This is a genomic window from Pseudomonas monachiensis (genome assembly GCF_047345015.1).
Classification (GTDB): Bacteria; Pseudomonadota; Gammaproteobacteria; order Pseudomonadales; family Pseudomonadaceae; genus Aquipseudomonas; species Aquipseudomonas monachiensis.
This window is the reverse complement of the sequence record NZ_CP178857.1, coordinates 1,068,290-1,086,166: the sequence shown is the minus strand read 5'-3', so window position 1 is coordinate 1,086,166 and position 17,877 is coordinate 1,068,290. Positions and strand designations below refer to the sequence as shown.

12 protein-coding genes are annotated in these 17,877 nt (G+C 59.0%); 5 read left to right on the top strand and 7 right to left on the bottom strand.

Annotated features, from left to right (window positions below):
* Window positions 1-88 precede the first annotated feature (88 nt).
* Window positions 89-4,744, top strand: coding sequence for a dermonecrotic toxin domain-containing protein (locus ACMDB8_RS04760; RefSeq protein ID WP_223542191.1), 4,656 nt, complete (start codon window positions 89-91; stop codon window positions 4,742-4,744).
* Between the two features lie 49 nt (window positions 4,745-4,793).
* Here ACMDB8_RS04760 and ACMDB8_RS04755 read toward each other — a convergent pair whose 3' ends face one another.
* The 5 genes from ACMDB8_RS04755 to ACMDB8_RS04735 all read right to left on the bottom strand — a co-directional run bounded on the left by ACMDB8_RS04755 (window position 4,794) and on the right by ACMDB8_RS04735 (window position 10,572).
* Window positions 4,794-5,288, bottom strand: a complete 495-nt coding sequence (locus ACMDB8_RS04755; RefSeq protein WP_223542192.1) for a CS1 type fimbrial major subunit — start codon at window positions 5,286-5,288, stop codon at window positions 4,794-4,796.
* Between the two features lie 63 nt (window positions 5,289-5,351).
* Window positions 5,352-6,095, bottom strand: a complete 744-nt coding sequence (locus ACMDB8_RS04750) for a molecular chaperone (RefSeq protein WP_409078260.1) — start codon at window positions 6,093-6,095, stop codon at window positions 5,352-5,354.
* Between the two features lie 59 nt (window positions 6,096-6,154).
* Entirely contained in the window at window positions 6,155-7,369 is a 1,215-nt protein-coding gene (locus tag ACMDB8_RS04745) for a hypothetical protein (RefSeq protein WP_409078336.1), read from the bottom strand.
* Window positions 7,370-7,458: 89 nt separating this feature from the next.
* On the bottom strand, window positions 7,459-9,981 hold the full coding sequence (locus ACMDB8_RS04740; RefSeq protein ID WP_056721150.1) for a CS1-pili formation C-terminal domain-containing protein: 2,523 nt from the start codon (window positions 9,979-9,981) through the stop codon (window positions 7,459-7,461).
* A gap of 111 nt (window positions 9,982-10,092) precedes the next feature.
* The gene (locus ACMDB8_RS04735) at window positions 10,093-10,572 is read right to left on the bottom strand and encodes a CS1 type fimbrial major subunit (RefSeq protein WP_056721152.1); all 480 of its coding nucleotides are present in this window, start codon (window positions 10,570-10,572) and stop codon (window positions 10,093-10,095) included.
* Window positions 10,573-11,078: 506 nt separating this feature from the next.
* Between ACMDB8_RS04735 and ACMDB8_RS04730 the strand changes: the two genes are divergently transcribed.
* A complete protein-coding gene (locus ACMDB8_RS04730) occupies window positions 11,079-11,654 on the top strand; it encodes a PadR family transcriptional regulator (RefSeq protein ID WP_056721154.1) in 576 nt (191 codons plus the stop codon).
* A complete protein-coding gene (locus tag ACMDB8_RS04725; RefSeq protein WP_223542195.1) occupies window positions 11,651-12,436 on the top strand; it encodes a siderophore-interacting protein in 786 nt (261 codons plus the stop codon). The genes ACMDB8_RS04730 and ACMDB8_RS04725 overlap by 4 nt, the downstream gene beginning before the upstream one ends.
* Window positions 12,437-12,623: 187 nt before the next feature.
* Here ACMDB8_RS04725 and ACMDB8_RS04720 read toward each other — a convergent pair whose 3' ends face one another.
* The gene (locus ACMDB8_RS04720; RefSeq protein ID WP_056721157.1) at window positions 12,624-13,265 is read right to left on the bottom strand and encodes a Pr6Pr family membrane protein; all 642 of its coding nucleotides are present in this window, start codon (window positions 13,263-13,265) and stop codon (window positions 12,624-12,626) included.
* A gap of 2 nt (window positions 13,266-13,267) precedes the next feature.
* Window positions 13,268-13,498, bottom strand: coding sequence for a VF530 family DNA-binding protein (locus ACMDB8_RS04715; protein WP_046041003.1), 231 nt, complete (start codon window positions 13,496-13,498; stop codon window positions 13,268-13,270).
* Between the two features lie 306 nt (window positions 13,499-13,804).
* Between ACMDB8_RS04715 and ACMDB8_RS04710 the strand changes: the two genes are divergently transcribed.
* Both ACMDB8_RS04710 and ACMDB8_RS04705 read left to right on the top strand, forming a co-directional pair.
* The gene (locus ACMDB8_RS04710; RefSeq protein WP_223542196.1) at window positions 13,805-15,187 is read left to right on the top strand and encodes a carbohydrate porin; all 1,383 of its coding nucleotides are present in this window, start codon (window positions 13,805-13,807) and stop codon (window positions 15,185-15,187) included.
* Between the two features lie 214 nt (window positions 15,188-15,401).
* Window positions 15,402-17,813 (top strand): glucose/quinate/shikimate family membrane-bound PQQ-dependent dehydrogenase, encoded by a 2,412-nt coding sequence (locus ACMDB8_RS04705; protein WP_223542197.1) that lies wholly within the window; start codon window positions 15,402-15,404, stop codon window positions 17,811-17,813.
* The last annotated feature ends 64 nt before the right edge of the window (window positions 17,814-17,877 follow it).

Sequence of the window (17,877 nt, the reverse complement as noted above, 5' to 3'; positions counted from 1 at the left end):
GCCCTTTCAAACCATTTTTTGAGCTTTTTTCGGGGGCCACGCGTACCTAGTCTCTTCGTTCCATTTTTGATCAACGGACGATCAGACAATGCCCAACCCCGATAAAACTCCAGACTCGCTCGCCGACGATCCGGCCGATAAAAGTATCCACTTTGAGCGGGTCAAACAGGCTATCCCTTACTGGCTGAAAGAAACTTCCATCGCTCGTGTCAACGAACTGAAAGCCGACAGGGTGATCCTTCCAGACCCGCTACGGGAAGCCACCCGGGCGCTGCAGCAAAAACTGAAAAATGACATCAGGCTCAGTTGGACTGCGCAAAACCAGGTAGATCGCGCACTGAGCGAGTTGCAGGATGTCTACGCGTTTGCCCGGCCCATCCTGCAACACGCGCTGAAAGACCGCTTCGGCGTCGACGACGATGTCGAGCAGACCTGGCTACAACTGTATGCACCGGTGAAAACATCCTGGTGGGTGCATGATTTTTCCGGCGGCACCACCAGCCGAACCGTCTCGCTGCTGGACGCCGCCGTACATAATTTTTCGCTCGACGAGTCGTTTCACCAAGACTCCGAATTCATCACCCGCCCTAACGCTCGCGGGCATTTCTGGGTCAAACACCTCAAGCACAAACTGAGCATCGATCAGTTCAAATCACTGTGCCGTGAACTGAACATCGGTGCCAGATACCAACAGCACCTGAACGAGTTTTTGCTGTCGCCCAACAGGGTCGCGAGCAACTACCTGCGTTACATCGTCATTGGCAGTCAGAAAAGCGCGTTGAATGTTGCGGCACAAATGGCCCTGATGAAAAAGGACATCGACCAGGAGGCCTATGACGTCGTGCAAGGCATGCTCAACGATCGCTTGAAAATGCAATGGCGCGGGCAGCCGGTCGGTTATTACAACCTGTCGATGATGGACACGCGCCTGGTTGGCATTGTGCTGATCGCCCCCGATGTATACACCTCGACAAGCACCGTCCCGGTCCTGGCGTATGTTCCCCATGATCCGGAGCATCCGCTCAAGCTGTACCCGTCGACGCTGGATTTCATGGCGGAGCTGACACGCCAGCTGCGCGACGGCACCTCCAGCAAAAGCTATCAACAGTACTTCAGCCAGTTCGTGCCCCATCAGCAACGCGGACCGTTCTTTGCCGGACTCAATAATCGCCTGAGTAAAATCAAATGGCAGCCGGCCCCACCTGGCTCCAACTTGCCCAGTTGGCGTGAAACCCCCGTGGCCAACCCCGACCTGAGGTTCAGCCTGTCGAGCGTCAGGACCGACAGAGAGACAGTTTTCAAGAATGATCTTTGGGGCTACTACTACCAACAGAAGCTCAACAAGATTCTCAACGATGGGCGGGAAATCGCGATTTCCACCGAGTACGCCGATCGCATGGCCCGCTGGGCCTGGTGGGATAACCTGGAAAAAATGCTCTCGGACATTTTCAACGTCGCGCTGCTGGTGGCGACGCCACTTGTCCCCGGCCTGGGCGAACTGATGCTGGCCTACACTGCCTATCAACTGACCGATGAAGTGGTCGAGGGTATCGTCGACCTGGCCGAAGGTCATTTTGCCGAGGCGGCGGAACAGACCATCAACGTGCTGGAAAGCGTCATCCAGTTGGGGACATTTGCGGCGGGCGGCGCAATCGGCAATGTCGCGCGAGCGAAGCTCTCGCCGTTTTTCGAAAATCTGAAACCGGTGCAGCTGGCAAACGGCGAGACACGGCTGTGGAACCCTGACCTGAGCCCTTATCATCAAGCCGACGTGGTTTTGCCAGCGGATGCACGGCCTGATGGACAGGGTATTCACCAGTATCACGGCCAGCGAATTCTGCGCCTGAACGATCAACACTTCGATGTGCTGGACGACCCGGTTACCGGGCAACAGCGCATACGCCATCCGCAGCGGTTCGATGCCTATGCACCGACCCTGCGACACAACGGCCAGGGTGCCTGGGTCTGCGAAACGGAGAACCCGCGCGAGTGGGAAGGCACGACACTGATGCGACGCCTGGGCCATACAACCGATGCCTTCAGCGACACGCAACTGGAGCGGATCCGTCAGATCAGCGGCACTGAAGAGGCCGAACTGCGCAGGATGCACATTGAGCACGCCCCGCCGCCGCCTTTGCTGACCGACACCCTGCAACGCCTGGGGGCACCGGTGAATCCGCATCCTGCGTTACCCCCTGAAATGGCTGCATTGTTCAGCGATTATCCCGAACTGCCTGAACCCGTCGCGGAAAAAATCTTCGCCGGTGCCACCCCGTCGGAACTCCAGCAGATGACCCGGCACAAACGCCTGCCCTTGCGCCTGAGATGCCAGGCCCGGGAACTCCAGTTCGAGACCCAGGCGGTGCGCGCCGCCCATGGCCTGTACGACAACGCTTTGGTCAGTGGTGATACCGAACGCCTGGTGCTGGGCACCTTGCGCATGCAAACCGATACCTTCGGCAAGCTACGCATCGAAATCCGCCAGGGCGCGCTCGACGGCGAACTGCGATGCAGCGCAGGGCCCGAAGATGCAGCACAAGTAAGGGTCATGGTGCGCAACGAATCCGGAAAATACGAAGTGCGCGACACCGAGGACCAACTGATCCATGCGGCCGATGATTTTCTTCCTGCCCTGCTCCAGGCCATGGGCCGGGATGGGCGCAGAGCGATTGGATATCGAGCGGGGGATGTCGGGTTCTTCAAGCACTGGATCATCGCCAAGATCGAGACACCGAGCGAGCGCCGGGCGGTTCTGGCCACGCCTCCCATTCGCGCCGTGGCCGAGCATGAGACACTCTTGCTGGTGCGAGGCGCCTCCACCAGTAGAGCCGGCGAAACCCTGCACGAACGCATTCAGGACCTGTACTCGGACTTCAGCGAGCATGAGGTCGACACGTTTGCCGACGCCCTGATCGCTAGAGGCGATGCACTGAGAGCCATTGAGCAATGCGAAGATGAACTCGATGAACTGCGCGTCATTCTCAACCGCTGGGAATACCAGCAACCGCAAACGTGGGGGCCTGGCAGCAACGAGTTTCGTGACGGCGGCGGACAGCATATCGCCGAGCGCCTAATCGAATGTTTCGAGCGCAAAAAAACCGGACTCGGCAGCCGTCTCGACCTGGACAACTATGCGCTCGACCTGTCCAGAGAAATGCTGCCACTGGACCTGGAGACCTGGTGGTCAAAGCGGCCTCCCGAGCTGAGAAAGTTCCTCGACAAAGTCAACGTGCTGAAACTCGACAAAACTTATTTTTCCAGCGAGTTCAATGGCTTGCTGAAAGACTTCCCAAATCTTCACGAACTCAGCGCCCGAAACTGCGACCTTAAGCGGCTACCCGACAGCATCAGGAACATGCGCCGCATGGAACGCCTGCAGTTAAGTGATAACCAGATTGTGTTCGATGCCAGCGCAGTCCTGCGACTCAAGCAACTGACCTTCCTGGAAATACTCAGGCTCGAAGGCAACCCTCTGGCGATGGCACCGGACATTGGTCGTATGCCGAGACTTAAGGTCGTAGCCTTGAAAAACACGGGCCTGGCCACCTGGCCCGACGGCACCCTGGCCAAAACCCGCCCAAGGGGGTTTTTCCTGGATATGCGGGACAATCCCCTCAGCGTTATTCCCGAGGTGGTACCCGGCAGGCCAGAAGCCTGGGTCATTGCCCGCACCCGACTCAACGTCGGTGATTTGTCGGAGATGAACCAACTGCGATACCAGGAGATTCGTCGCTCAGTTGGATTGCCTCCCGAGCCACTGGTGATTCCTCACCCGACGGACTACGGCGCCACTGCCGATGATTGGGCCGATGTACCCGGGTTTGGGGTAGAACGGGTCGTCTCTTTCCGGGAACTGACCGACGACCCCCGGTCCCATGCGTTTATTGAAGCCGTGCTCAAACAGGAAAGCTCGTCGGACTTTGCCGCTGGTGGCCCTGTTCGCCGGCAATTGGTACAGCGTATGGCACGCATGGTCGATGCCGTGTACATCGACACTCAGCTGCGCGAACAGCTCTACACCATGGCCATTGCCCCGGTCGATTGTGCCGATGCCGGTGCTCAGTTGTTCAACAGCATGGGCATTCGCGTGCTCGCCTCCGAGGCCTATTCGTACTCCACCGATCCGGCGCAGCTTCAACGCAAACTGGTGACCCTTGCCAAAGGTGCCGCACGGTTGGAGCACGTCAACGAAATCGCCCGGGCTGACGTTGCCAGTCGTGGCGGCACCCCTGATGACGTCGAAATCTACCTGGCGTACCAGACAGGTCTCGCCTCGCGGTTGAACTTGCCGTGGCAATCCGAAGGCATGCTGTATCGACCGGTTGCCGGCGTTACTGACGCCATGATCGATGAGGCGTATAACACGGTGCTGGCTCTGGGTGAAGGCGACGGCCTGATCAACACAATGCTTGAACAGGACTTCTGGGAGAGTTATCTGCGTGAAACCTGGCCTGTTGAAACGCAGACGAACAAACTTCTCTACCAGAGCAAATACGAGAAACTGGAGGAACTGCGCACAACCCAGCGTCAGTGGCTCGAGTCGACGTCGGACGTTGAGAAAGCCGAACTGCGCAACCGGCTCAGGGAGCTCATCAACGATCTGCCCGTCCCAGAGACCGTAGTCTTTGCCGATGAGCCGATCAGCGAATCTGACTTCGATCGCTTCCTCGTCGATCTGGGTGACGAGGAGAAACAGCTGGCGAGACAACTGACCCGAGAGGCTCTGCGCAAAGCCGGCCAATAAAAGTCATAAAGCAAGCCAAAGGCAGCCTGACTTGTCAGGCTGCCGCACATCAAGGTGCAGCGGCGATGAATATCAGTTGCACATTGCCGTAATAAACCCCCGGTTTGTATCCACCGGCAGGCACTTTCGGCACGATCTCCAAGGGAAAGCGGCCACCGGCGATTGCTTGCGCGGCAGTCAGCACTTCCCGTGGCTGTGGGTCATGGCTCAACTCCTTGCCATTGAAGCTGACGCGCAAATAGATGTTCTGATCGTCACGCCCGTTGGACAGGTAAGGCTCTGCTTCCAACCGTGCTTCAATCGCGCTGGTGTCGTGTTTGACGTCGAAATTCTTGCGCAGCCCCTCCAATGTCTTCGTATGGATGTTCCACGCTAACGTCTGTTCAAGGTGTATCCAGTTCGACTCGGCCGGAATGATGTAAAACCCCAGCGTCGGGATATCCACCGACACCTCGAACGTGCGCTCTTCCCGGGCCGCAAAAGCCTGGGTACTTATCAGCGCCATCACGCTCATCCACGCCGCGATGGTCGATTGCTTGATCATGTCAGGTACCTGTTGCGTCAAAAAATACCGCGAGCCAGCCAAGGTGACTCGCCCCTCCCGGTATTACTGGCTGGCGATGCGCAGCGTTTTTTTCGATGCGCCTTCCACCAGGTTGAAGCGATACTCTCGGCCGGGCTTTTTCTCGAACTCAAAGGTTTTACCGGCCAGAACGTGGTGCTTGGTGGTCGGCTCACACTCGCTTTCGTTTTTCAGCGAGCAGTTGCGAAATTCATCGATCAGCACCACGGTATTGCCATTGTTGCGCAGCCGGTAAATGCCGGGACTGTCATCGATCACGCTGTCGAAGCGACTGTTTTTCGGCCGGACAAAAAACACCGTGCCAAACCCGGTCATCACGTTGACCCCCGCCGACAGGTTCTCTTTGTAGGCATCGCGCTCTTCACTCGACACGGCGAATTCGTCTTCTTTCTCCGGCACCACCGGCACGAAGCGCACGCGGAAATAACGCTCGGTGTCACGAGCCCCCATGTGCAACAGGCGCGTGCCCTGCATGCCCTTGGCCGGCACGATCAGTCGCGCGGGGCTGGCCATCAAGCCATCCCGACCGCTGCCATCCGCCTGGGTCTTGACCGGAATTTCACGAGGGCTGCCATCGGCGTCGTAGATGATTTCCAGGATACTGACCTTGACGAACGCCGTGCTGTCACCGCTGTTGAACACGCGTTTGAGGTAGGTGCTCTTGTCGGTGTCGAGGTAATCGTAAACCGTTCCGACGTTGATTTGTGGTCCGGCCTGAATACCAAAGGAAAACCCGCTCAAAACCAACAATACCCATAGCCGTTTCATACCATTGAATCTCCTGACATTGAATGCAACCCCGGAACAAGTTATCGCTATACGGCCCATCAAACTTCCGAGTCCCAGATCACGGTGACGCTGCCCCTGTAGAATGGCCCGGCGCCTGGTTCCAACATGAACTCCATCTGGTTTGGCGGTACTTCAAAGTGCAGTACGCCTGGCGCTCTATCGATGTAGAAGCCTGGTTGAAACTGCAATGCGTTAGCCGCACCCGTTCTCAGGCGCATTTGCCTGACGGGTTGGCCGGCCAAATCAGTCAGGCCATTGGGCAGGCTGACGCTAACGCGTAATTCAACCCCTCGTTTGGAGACTCGATCATCCAATAGGCAGTCGTAGAGAAAACTGCCGAACTCACATTCCAGCAGCATCTTGAACCGCGAAGACGCGGAGATATTGAACGTCTGGTCCCGAAACAAACGCACAGGTCTACGCCCCGCCTGCAACCAGCTTTGCCAACCGCCCGCCGGGACCAGTTGGATTCTTTCGCCGCCAGGGGGAATGTCGACCTTGAGGGTGTGTTGAACATCCAGCACAAAATTCAGAGTCAAATCGCGGTCGGTCGGCAACATCACATCGCCCATGTCGAAGTCACCACCGGGGCCAATGCGATAACTCAAGTCCCCCGTATAAAGTCCGGACGACATCGTCAGCGGATTGGGGGTTTTAAGTTCATAGGAGAAGTCCAGGTAGTCATAAGTCATGGCCGGTATCGGAAAACTCGCCGTCTTGACGCAAGTCCCTTGTACCGGAGTCTTCCAGAAGAACCGGTAGTAGTCGTCCGAATACATTCCCACACCACTGTAGGTGCAGGGAGGTGCCGCGTTTACCCAGCCTCCCCCCGGACCGCCCCATAAGGCCCGATGCCCTTCAATGGCTGTCGCGGCACCTGTCAGATTGACCGCGGTATCACTGAGTATGTATCGGGAACCAAAACCGGCAATACGCACCTCGACGGTTTCCGTTTCGCCCGTTTCCCTGTTCGTCACCGTTAACGGACGCCACAGGGCCGGAATGCTGAACATCGCACTGTTGCGCGGCGACGCATTGGGTTGCATGGGTCTCGCCGACTCGAAACGCATGGGCAGGCGAATGCTGAAGGTCTCGTTGTCCCGGCATTCACTGGGATAGTCGGCACAATAGCCACTGACCGGCGTTTTATTAACGAACAGATTTCGTTGCGGGTTGGCAGAGTCCGGGGTGAACAGCGCCCGGATCTCCTGATTCACCGCCTGGGCCGAAGGCGCCGCGACGACGGCCAGCATCCCCAGCCAGCGACTGCGCCGCAGCAGGCGGGAACATGTAGACGTAGGTTTCATGATCACACTCTCTTGAACATCGGAATCGGGGCCGCTCAACCTGCCGTGCGCCGGTTGGAAGTGGCATCCGCCAACGTGTCCGGCGAACAACGCAGATCACCGATCATCAGCACGTTGTTTTCACTGCGATGCTTGTCGACATCAAGGCGGAACTGGCACAGCAACTGGTCCGCGTAACGCACTTCCAGGGTGGGCGAGCCGGCATTCATTTCCATGGAGAAGAAGCCGTCGACTTCGCTGACCCCACGACTGGCGTGGTTGATGACGTGATGGCCTTTGAGCGGCTGTCCTTGCGGGTCGAGCAAGCGGCCGAGCACGGTCAGGGTTTTCATGACCCGGATCTTGCGGTACTCCACGCCCCCCTTGTTCAGGTGATAGCGCGTGCGTGCCGGTTCAATGCTCGCCGCCGGGACGTCGTTGCCTTCGAAGTCGAAGCTCACCGAGCTGTTTTTGTAAGCGGTGAGCGGTATGAAATTGCGTCCGGGACGCAAGGCAGCGCTGCCGCCGCTGAGGTCGTCGGCACGCAGAGCGATGCCGTCGATGTCGGACTCGACATCGACAATCATCCCGGCGCCGCGGCCTTGATGCTGACTGGTCAGTGCCATGCGCTGCGCTCCAACGACAAGCGTGCTGTCGAGGTTCAAACCACCGGTGAAATTGTTGTTGAAGGACGAACGCTGGATAAACCCGTCACCGTTGATGGCATCGGTGCGAAAGTTCGCCAGGCTCGACAATCCGACACCGTAGGTATCGGTGAGCGCGGTCACCGATACGCTCTGCAACACGTGGTCTTGCAGGTCCTTTCGCCACCCCAGGGAGGCGTTGTTATCACGGCCGCCATCACGGGCGGTGCGGCTGCCGATGCTGCCGGAAACCTGCTGCCCCGGGCCACCGAGCGCCATGTTGATGGTCAGATCGACCCCGCGATTACGCGCATCACCACTGCTGTAGCTGCCCGGACGATCGAACAGCGAGAGCCGCCAGTTGGCATCGCTGCCAAACAGAACGGTGCGTTGCGTCCAGCCCAGGTCCACGCCGACACCTTCGACGTTGCCCTCGCTATGGGACACCCGTGCGTTGAGCGAGCTTTTGCGGCTGATCCGGTGGTTCAGCGCCAGTGAAGAGTTGCTGGTCTGGCCGGTGAACACATTGCGCTGACGCACGCGGGTGCCGTCGGGTAATGTTTCGTAGGTGTTGGTAGTGTCGAGCCAACTGCGGTTGTGGCTAATCACCAGACTGCCGGCGCCATAGTTATACAAGCCTTGAAGGTCGGCGCCGGTACCATGGTCTTCGGTCTGGTACAGGTTGGCGTAGAGGCTGACGCTGTTGGCCAGGCTCCAATCGATGGAGCTGCCGTACTGCAGCTTGTCACTGATCTGGCGTGCCGACAGTCCGAGTATCACCCTCGGGTGCAGCAAGTAATTGAATGAGGCGCCCACGGTCGCATCGCCGCTGTCCTGATCATCCCAGTTACTCAGCAGTTTGCTTTCCTGTCCGGCAAACAGGTTGTAGCGCCAACGCTCATCGTGGTTGCGCCAATTGTTCGGTTTGTAAATCAATTCCTGGGTGGTCGATGTGATTTGACCGTCTTCAATCAACCGCACTTCCACCTCGTAAATGCCACCGGGCAACGGACGGGTGTCGAGGGTTTGCAAACCGGCCGGGACCGATTGGGTATTGATTAGTAAGCCGTCGCGGTAAATTTCCACGGAGCCCTGTCGGTTGGCCGTGACATAGACCGGATAGACGCTGGGTTTCGGGCTATCGATCGCCAGGCTGTCGGAACTGCCGAACATCACGCCCACCGCCGTATCGGGGCTGGCGCCGAACGAACGGGGCTCGCGCGTCAGGCCTTCGGAGTTGGGGGTGAAGTAGCCCAGGCGGAAAAAACGGCCTTCGAGTTCACGCTGGCTATAAAGCTCGTGCACTGCGTGGTAGGTCTTGTTGTCCGGACCGCCAAGACGGGACAGTTGCATGTTGAAGGTCTGGCTCCAGTTGCCCAGGCTGCCGCTGGCCTCCAGGCCGAAACGACCACCCAGGTCCTGATCCTGACCGCCATTGAGGTTGAGCTGGTTACGTACCATCAGGCCGTTGCTGCCGCCTTCGGGCTGATCGTAGTAACGCTTGGCTTCGCTGTCGCGCTCGGCATTTTCAGTGACGATCGACAGCAATGAATTTTCAAGGTTGTAGTGAACCGCCAGCATCTGCTCCGGGCATTGGCCCGTGCAGGTGCCCAGCGTCACACCGGGTTTGAGAACATCGGCCCAGGTATCACGCTCACTCGCGCTGAAACGGCTTTCGCTGGTGTCGTTGAAATCCAGCAGCGTCACCTGGTCATCACGGGACAACACAATCATTGCCTCACCCAGCGGTAGTTGATCGAGTTCAACCCGAACCGCCAAGGGAACATCGAAGAAATGCTCCTCGAACTCGGCCGGCAAGCCCTTGGCCTGCGCCAGCAAACTTCGCGGCGTGTTATCAACGGAAGTGGGCGCCGCAAATGCACTGCTACATAACAGCAGCGCAAGCGCTGCCGCGATGGGCGTCATCGGGAACATGAACGGGCTCTCTAATTGCAAAGGAGTTCAAACACGGCCGACAAACCGGAAAGTTTGCCGACCGAGAACGTCACTTGATATAAGTAAACGGTTTGCCGTCGCCGATATTACTTAGACCGAGGGCTCGACAACCAACATCACGACGCCAGTGTAATCACCTGCATCAGGTTTTTGCGTGGTAACCGCACTGATTTTGAAGGGTGCGCGATAACGGGTATTGGACTCTTCATCACCAACAACTTCCTGTGAAGTAGTTGTTAGAGCCTTGCCATTGAGCTCGACTTTCAAGTCGATGCTTTTGTTACCGGCAATCAGCTTCGGGATGCCTTCAAGTCGTGCGTTGACCTTGCCGGCGGTATGAAGCACATCAAAAAAACCATCCACGGTTCTCATGGAATTGGTAGAGGGGTTGTAGCTCATATCCTGATCCTTGTTTACCAGATCAGAGTCAACCGGCACCGCATAGAAGTCGTCAGCATTGACAGTAGCAACCAGACTGATGTTGTGTCGGGCTTCGGTTGCGGCAAACGCCATCGAAGAACTCAGAGCCAGAACAGCCAGGGGAGCAGCGAACGCGATTTTCTTGAACATCTTTCAGTACCTGTGTTTTTAAAAGGATGACGTATTGAAAGTTCATGCCGAGCAAAAACCGTCACGAGCAGCCATTTGCCCAGCTGAACTTTCAACGCCGAAAGATGATCAATCAATTTATCTTTAAAGTAAGCAAGAAAGTTCCTGCAAGTGCGTAGCCGGAGTGCCATCACCGCAGAAAGAAAAAAGCCAAAACAACTACAAACCCAATGTTTGACTGTAAGAGGCAGACTACAAATGGCGCCCTGCCCGCCATGACACTCGAGATATTAGCAAAGCAACTTCTGTAAGACCAATACCACAACCCAAGTAAACAATGGAGCAAACTAACACATTAGAGAGTTAACACTAATTCTGGAGGTTTGACCTGTACTAATAAGCACTATTTTTTCGATTTGACCTTCAAGCCAGGGTCGACGCGGGGGAATGCCGTTGGTCGGGAGCCGTTGCCAGATCGTTAAGATATATCTTAAGTTGTATCTAAACACGACGAGAGAAAGCAGAAAATGAGAGACCATCATTCCCCCCACCGTGAGCACGGCGATGGCCGCGACGGCTTCGAGAAACGTCCCGCCCGCGAACGCGGTGGTCGCGGCCCCCGGGTATTTGCCCCCGGTGATCTGAAGTTGTTGCTGCCGGCATTGATCGCCGAACAGCCGTGCCACGGCTACGACTTGATCCGCCAGATCGAAGGCATGTTCGACGGCGCCTACTGTCCCAGTCCCGGCGTGATCTACCCGACCCTGACGTTCCTGGAAGAAAGCGAACTGATCCTGGGCGACGCCGAAGGCGGAAAAAAACGCTACACCATCACCGATGCCGGACGTCTGTTCCTGCAAGAGCAAGCTGTAGCACTGGATGGCGTGCGCATGCGCATCGACGTCAGCAAGCGTTCACTGCGCGGCCATGATCGTCCGGCAGAGATCCACGAAGCTGTGCATAACCTGCGCCACGCCCTGCAAATGCACCATGGACGCTGGAGCCCGGACGAAATCCTGCGGGTACGCGACCTGCTCAACGACACCGCCAAAGCCATCGTCGACGGCCCCGCCGTTCAACCCGTTCAGGAGAACGCCGAATGACTGAAGTGATCGCCTCAACCATTCACCGTGTCATGCACGAAATCAAACGCCGTCGCCTGGAAGTGTTACGCGTGGTCGACCTGACCCCGCGCATGCGCCGGATTACCCTGGGTGGCCCTGAATTGGCAGGCTTCGTCAGCCTGGGCACGGACGATCACGTCAAACTGTTGTTCCCGCAGAACGCCGAGCAGGCCGCGGCCCTGGAAAACCTGGTGCTGGGCGCCGGCAAGGACAACGGTCCGCTGCCCGAGATGCGCGACTACACCCCGCGCCGCTATGACCTGAACACCCTGGAACTGGACATCGACTTCGTGCTGCACGGCGACGGCCCGGCCTCGACCTGGGCGGCACAGGCCCAACCCGGGCAGTTCCTGCACATCGGCGGGCCCCGGGGTTCGATGATCGTCCCGGACATCTTCGACAGCTACTTGCTGATCGGCGACGAAACCGCCCTGCCCGCTATCGCCCGGCGCCTGGAAGGCCTGGCGGCCAACCGCCGTGCGCTGGTGATCGTGGAAGTGGAAAACGGCAAGGAGCAGCAGGTGCTGCACAGTGCGGCCGAGGTCAATGTGATCTGGGTGCTGCGCGAAGGTGGCAAAGATCATTTATTGAGCACCGTGCGCCAGATCCAGGTGCCTGCCGGCAGCCTGTACGCGTGGGTGGCGACCGAGAGCAAGGTGTCGCGGCAGATTCGCCGGGTGTTGCTCGATGAGCACGGGCTGGACGAGCAGTTCGTCAAGGCGGTGGGTTACTGGAAATTGGCTGACTGCGGCGAAGAATAAAGATCATCCATAGGTGGGCCGGATGTTCTGTGGCGAGGGAGCTTGCTCCCGTTGCACTGCGCAGCAGTGCCAAAACCTGCTACTTGGTTTTATCTGAAAAACCCAATGAACAGATTTTACGACTGCTTCGCAGCCGAGCGGGAGCAAGCTCCCTCGCCACAAAGGTGCTCAAACTTTCCATGGTTGCTCACTTCCGAGCCCGCCACCGATCCAGCCCGATCGCCAGCAACGCAATCACCACAAAACCCACCAACAACCCGCCGGCATTGATGAACACCTGTGGATAACCCAGTTTGTCCACATCCACGAAGGGATACGGGTAAACCGCCAGCAGATGCCCGCGCAACAGTGAATAGGCGAAATACAGCAGCGGATAAATCACCCACAGCGCGATATGCCACACGCGCAATGTGCCCTTGGGCACACAACGCCACCAATACCCCAGGAACAGCAACGGCATGATGTCGTGCAACAGCTCATCGGCCAGCCATTGCCAGCCCTCGGGATGCCACAAGTGGCGCAGCAGCAGGTTGTAGGCGAGGCTCACCACCGCGATGCTCACGGCAATGCCACTGCTGACCCAAGGCTGCAGGAACCAGCGCCGCGCGGCTGACTCGCGGGATGTCCATTCACAGGTCAGCACGGTCGCCACCAGGGTGTTGCTCAGCACGGTGAAATAGCTGAAAAAACTTACCAGCCCGCCGATCAGGCTGGCGCCCAGCGTCCAGCGCGAATGGAAAATCAGGTACATCTGGATGCTCAATCCCGCCCAGCCGAGCATGGCAGCCACGGCCACAAAACGACGGCGTAACGCAGACGGGTCGGCCATGTTCAAAGCGGTCGTTTGGTGCGCATCAACTTCACATACAGGCGTTCGACCTTCTCCCGCGCCCACGGAGTCTTGCGCAGGAACGTCAGGCTCGACTTGATGCTCGGTTCGCTCTTGAAGCAGCGGATATCGATGCGCTCGGCCAGCCCCGACCACTCGTAGTGTTCAACCAGCGCGTTGAGGATCTGTTCCAGCGTCACGCCATGCAACGGATCGGTATTGTGTTCGGTCATGCCGGGCCTTCGAGCAGAGTGGGAATTGGAAGCCGCGCACCTTACGTTAAATGTAGGTGAAACGGAAAAGATCGCAGCCTGCGGCAGCTCCTACATTGGAATCCGTATCCTGTAGGAGCTGCCGCAGGCTGCGATCTTTTGTCACTGTTACCAAATCCGAAACGATGCATGTCAGCAAAAGCACTTTCTCTATTTGTAACAGAACATTATCCTTGCACCCCGCTGCCTGCTGAAACGCTTCTGCTTTCGCTTCACGCCTGCTGCTTTCCGTTTATCCCCCAGAAAAAGATCAAGAACTCCGTCTCTATGCCTGACTTTAAATCTTTGCGAGACAGCGCTGTCTTTGCAACTGCTGCCCAGCGAAACATCCTGCCCCTGATCGGTGGCCTCACCGCGCTGGGCCTTGCCTCCTGCGTTCAGGCGGCACCTGCCTTCGATAGCGATTCACCGTGGATGCTCGGTGACTGGAATGGCACTCGCACAGAACTCGCGGAAAAAGGCTACGACTTCAAAGTCGATTACACCGGTGAAATGGGCAGCAATCTTCACGGCGGCTACGACCACGACCGCACGGCGCGCTACAGCGACCAGTTCGGCCTGGGCACTCACCTGGACTTGCAGAAGATCCTCGGCTGGGACGACGCCGAGTTCCAGTTGACCATCACCGAACGCAGCGGCAACAACATCAGCAACGACCGCATCAACGACCCGCGTGTCGGCGGCTTCACCTCGGCCCAGGAAGTCTGGGGCCGCGGCCAGACCTGGCGCCTGACGCAGATGTGGTACCAGCAGAAATTCCTCGATGAAAAACTCGACATCAAGGTCGGCCGATTCGGCGAAGGCGAAGACTTCAACAGCTTCCCCTGCGACTTCCAGAACCTGGCGTTCTGCGGTTCCCAGGTCGGCAACTGGGCGGGCGACATCTGGTACAACTGGCCGGTCAGCCAGTGGGCGATGCGGGTCAAATATCACCTGACGCCTGAGCTTTATGCACAGGTTGGCGCGTACGAACAGAACCCGTCGAACCTTGACCGCGACAACGGCTTCAAGCTCAGCGGCAGCGGCACCCAGGGCGCGGTCGTGCCGGTGGAGCTGGTGTGGACGCCGAAACTCAACGGCCTGCCGGGTGAATACCGCGCCGGTTACTACTACAGCAGCGCCAGCGCCACCGACGTCTACAAGGACAGCAATGGCCAGCCTGCCGCCCTGAGCGGCGAAGCCTACCGCAGCGCGTCGAGCAAACACGGCGTGTGGCTGGGTCTTCAGCAGCAAGTCACCAGTATCGCCAGCGACCACTCCCGTGGCCTGAGCCTGTTCGCCAACGGCACGATGCACGACAAGAAGACCAACGCCATCGACAACTACGTCCAGGCCGGCCTCGTCTACAAAGGCCCGTTCGACGCGCGCACCCGGGACGACATCGGCTTTGCCATGGCCCGCGTCCACGTCAACCCGGCCTATCGCAAGAACGCCGAGGCGACCAACCAGGCCAATGTCGTCTTCGACTACGACAATCCGTCCTACCTGCCGCCCCAGGACACCGAATACAGCGCCGAACTCTATTACGGCGTGCACGTGACCCACTGGCTGACCGTGCGCCCGAACCTGCAATACATCCGCCATCCCGGTGGCGTGAACGAGGTCGATGACGCGCTGATCGGCGGGATCAAGGTCCAGTCCTCGTTCTAAAAAACACCACAAAACCCTGTGGGAGCGGGCTTGCTCGCGAAGGCGTCATCACAGCCAACATTTGTGCTGCCTGAACCACCGCTTTCGCGAGCAAGCCCGCTCCCACAAGGGATTGCGTGAACCCAACAGCTTTTATCTGAACCACGCCCGCGCCGGATCGTCATCTACAGTGAACTTGCGCGGGACTCTATGAAACATCACGGAGAATCACACTATGAGCACTGATAGTGCCTTGGGTCGAAGCCGTCTGTTGCCGACCCTGCTCGGCATCCTGCTTCTACTGATGGGCCTGGCCATGCTGGCCGGGGGAATCAAGCTGAGCATGCTCGGCGGCTCGCTGTATTACCTGCTGGCCGGTATCGGCATCGCGCTGAGCGGCGTCTTGCTGATCGCCGCCCGTCGTGCGGCGCTGGGCCTGTACGCACTGGTGCTGTTCGCCAGTACTGTTTGGGCGCTGTGGGAAGTGGGCCTGGACTGGTGGCAACTGGTGCCGCGCCTGGCGCTGTGGTTCGCCCTCGGTGTGGTGATGCTGCTGCCGTGGTTCCGTCGTCCATTGCTGATCAACGGCCCTGCCCCCATGGGCACTGGCGCCTTGGGCGTGGCCGTGGTCCTGGCAGGCGCCACCGCCGTGGCCAGCCAGTTCACCCATCCGGGCGAGACCTTGGGCGAACTGGGCCGCGATACCGCAGACATGACCAGCACCGCGCCGCAGATGCCCGAAGGCGACTGGCAGGCCTATGGCCGCAGCGAATTCGGTGACCGCTACTCGCCGCTCAAGCAGATCACCCCGGCCAACGTCGGCAAGCTGCAAGAAGCCTGGCGTATCCAGACCGGCGATCTGCCGACCGCCGATGACCCGGTGGAACTGACCAACGAAAACACCCCGCTCAAGGCCAACGGCATGCTCTACGCCTGCACGGCCCATAGCAAGGTGCTGGCGCTGGACCCGGACACCGGCAAGGAACTGTGGCGTTTCGACCCGCAGATCAAGAGCCCGGTGGGCTTCAAGGGCTTCGCCCACATGACCTGCCGTGGCGTGTCGTACTACGACGAAGCAGCCTACGCCAAGTCTGAAAACGCTGCTTCGGCAGTGATTTCCGAGGCCGGCAAAGCCGTCGCCCAGGCCTGCCCGCGTCGTCTGTACCTGCCAACCGCCGATGCACGCCTGATCGCACTCAATGCCGACACCGGCAAGGTCTGCGAAGGTTTCGGTAAAAACGGTGTGGTTGACCTGACTCAAGGCATCGGACCGTTCACCCCCGGTGGCTACTACTCCACCTCGCCGGCAGCGATCACCCGTGACCTGGTGATCATGGGCGGCCACGTCACCGACAACGAGTCGACCAACGAGCCATCCGGCGTGATCCGTGCCTTTGACGTACACGACGGTCATCTGGTGTGGAACTGGGACAGCAACAATCCCGACGCGACCGAACCGCTGCCAGAGGGCGAACACTACAGCCGCAACTCGGCCAACATGTGGTCGCTGGCCAGCGTCGACGAAAAACTCGGCATGGTCTACCTGCCACTGGGCAACCAGACCCCTGACCAGTGGGGCGCGGACCGCACCCCGGGCGCCGAGAAGTTCAGTGCCGGCCTGGTCGCACTGGACCTGGCCACCGGCAAGGTGCGCTGGAACTACCAGTTCACTCACCATGACCTGTGGGACATGGACGTCGGCAGCCAGCCAACCTTGCTGGACATGAAAACCGCCGACGGCATCAAGCCGGCAGTGATCCAACCGACCAAGCAAGGCAGCCTGTACGTCCTCGACCGTCGTGACGGCACGCCGATCATCCCGATCAAGGAAATCCCGGCTCCGCAAGGCGCCGTGAAAGGTGACCACACCGCGCCGACCCAGGCCCGTTCGGACCTGAACCTGCTGGCCCCGGAACTGACCGAAAGAGCCATGTGGGGCGCCAGCCCGTTCGACCAGATGCTGTGCCGCATCCAGTTCAAGGAACTGCGCTACGAAGGCCAGTACACCCCGCCGTCGGAACAGGGCAGCCTGATCTATCCGGGTAACGTCGGCGTCTTCAACTGGGGCGGCGTTTCGGTCGACCCGGTTCGCCAGATGCTGTTCACCAGCCCGAACTACATGGCCTTCGTCTCGAAGATGGTGCCTCGCGCCGAAGTCGCGGCCGACAGCAAGCGCGAAAGCGAAACCGCAGGCGTGCAACCGAACACGGGCGCCCCTTACGCGGTGATCATGCACCCGTTCATGTCGCCGCTCGGCGTGCCGTGCCAGGCTCCGGCCTGGGGCTACGTGGCCGGCATCGACCTGACCACAGGCAAAGTCGTGTGGAAGCGCAAGAACGGCACCAGCCGCGACAGCTCGCCATTGCCTATCGGCCTGCCACTCGGCGTGCCAAGCATGGGCGGCTCGATGGTCACCGCCGGCGGCGTTGGCTTCCTGAGCGGCACGCTGGATCAATACCTGCGCGCCTATGACGTCAACACCGGCAGCGAGCTTTGGAAAGCGCGCCTGCCGGCTGGCGGTCAGGCTACGCCGATGACCTACACCGGCAAGGACGGCAAGCAGTACGTGCTGCTGGTCGTCGGTGGCCACGGCTCACTGGGCACCAAGATGGGTGACTATGTGATTGCGTACAAACTGTCCGAGTAAGTTTTCGCGGCAGTAAAACCAAAGGCGACGCCCGTGAGGACGTCGCCTTTTTTGTGCCACATCG